The sequence below is a fragment of the Aeromicrobium sp. PFPM2_SD2 genome (assembly GCF_057364525.1).
In genome coordinates, this window is sequence record NZ_JBNFNZ010000600.1 from 1 (window position 1) to 1,220 (window position 1,220).

Here is a 1,220-nt window from a genome sequence, read left to right on the forward strand (position 1 = left end):
GGCGCGGCCAGCTCGGTGAGCAGCCGACGCCCGCACGGGGTCCAGCGCGGCGGCGGCGGTGCCCGCGTCCTCGATGACTTCGACGTCCTGCATGGCCCCAGCGTGCGCCTTGACAAGAAAAGTTGTCAAGGTGCTACTTCGACCGGCGGGCCACGGCTCGCCGTCGTAGCGTGCCTGTCATGACTGCGAACGCGGACGACAACGTGGAATGGCCGACTCACTGCCCCGTGTGCGGCACGGAGCTGCAGTCCGAGGTGATCGAGTCGGTCGTGACGAACGACTGGAACGAGGGCTCGCCGGTGACGGTGCTGGCCCAGGACGTGTGCCCGAACCCCGACTGCCCGGCCAAGGCGGTCGGTCCCGACGGCGTCGAGCAGGTCTGAGCCGGTCCCGTCGCTACCCCGCGCGGTGCTGGTCAGCTGACGGACCCGAGCGTCTCGATGGTGCAGGTGACCCGGCGGGCGTTGAACGTGACCACCTCGCCGAGCAGCACCAGCTCCACGTAGCCGTCGTGCGCCCTCAGGTCGGTGACCTGTCCGCGGACCGTCGGGTGCGGCAGGTTCACGCCGGGCTCGACGTCGGTCTCGACTGCGAAGGCGTCCACCCCTTCGAGAGCGAGCGCGGCCACCAGCGTGTCGGGGTGCAGGTCCTCGCCGAGCGCCTCGAGCGCGAACCTCAGCGTGGCCGTCCGCGCGACGGGGCGGTGGTCGACGGCGACGCACGTCGAGTCGTGAAGGTTCACGCGGAAGCCGGCCGCGGTGTCGAACTCGTACAGGTAGACGTCGCCTGCCGCGAAGCCGACGTGCTCGAGCGTGGTCACGGCACGATCCTGGCAGCACACCACGCGTCAACCCGTGGTTGACTCGTTCGCGGGACCCGTGGTCCCGACGGGCGCCTTAGCCGCGGTGCTACGCGTAGCACAGGGCACGGCACGATGGCGCCATGACGGACGCACCCGGAGCCCGGCCCGCCGCCCACGTCGTCCGGCGCGGGGACGGGATGCCGCTCGTCGCCCTGCACGGCAACGGCGTCGACCACCGGATGCTGCTGGGCCTGGACGACGTCCTGGCCGGGGCGGCTCCCTGGGAGCGGATCTACCCCGACCTCGCCGGCTTCGGACGCACGCCGGCGCTGGACGGGCCCGGCGGCCTGCCGGAGCTCGCCGACTGGACCGTCGCGATGGTGCGCGACCTGGTCGGCCACCGGACCGGGCTCGAGCT

3 protein-coding genes are annotated in these 1,220 nt (G+C 72.1%); 2 read left to right on the forward strand and 1 reads right to left on the reverse strand.

Annotated elements, in window-relative coordinates; all coding sequences use genetic code 11:
• The first annotated feature begins 179 nt into the window (after positions 1 to 179).
• Positions 180 to 383 carry a hypothetical protein gene (locus AC2W7G_RS16725; protein ID WP_485869433.1) on the forward strand — a complete coding sequence of 68 codons (204 nt, stop codon included), beginning with the start codon at positions 180 to 182 and terminating at the stop codon, positions 381 to 383.
• Between the two features lie 32 nt (positions 384 to 415).
• Here the strand turns inward: AC2W7G_RS16725 and AC2W7G_RS16730 are convergent, their stop codons facing one another.
• Entirely contained in the window at positions 416 to 820 is a 405-nt protein-coding gene (locus tag AC2W7G_RS16730; RefSeq protein WP_485869434.1) for a hypothetical protein, read from the reverse strand.
• A gap of 122 nt (positions 821 to 942) precedes the next feature.
• Here AC2W7G_RS16730 and AC2W7G_RS16735 point away from each other — a divergent pair.
• Positions 943 to 1,220 (forward strand): alpha/beta fold hydrolase (locus AC2W7G_RS16735; RefSeq protein WP_485869435.1); only part of this gene is annotated, 278 nt, incomplete at its 3' end.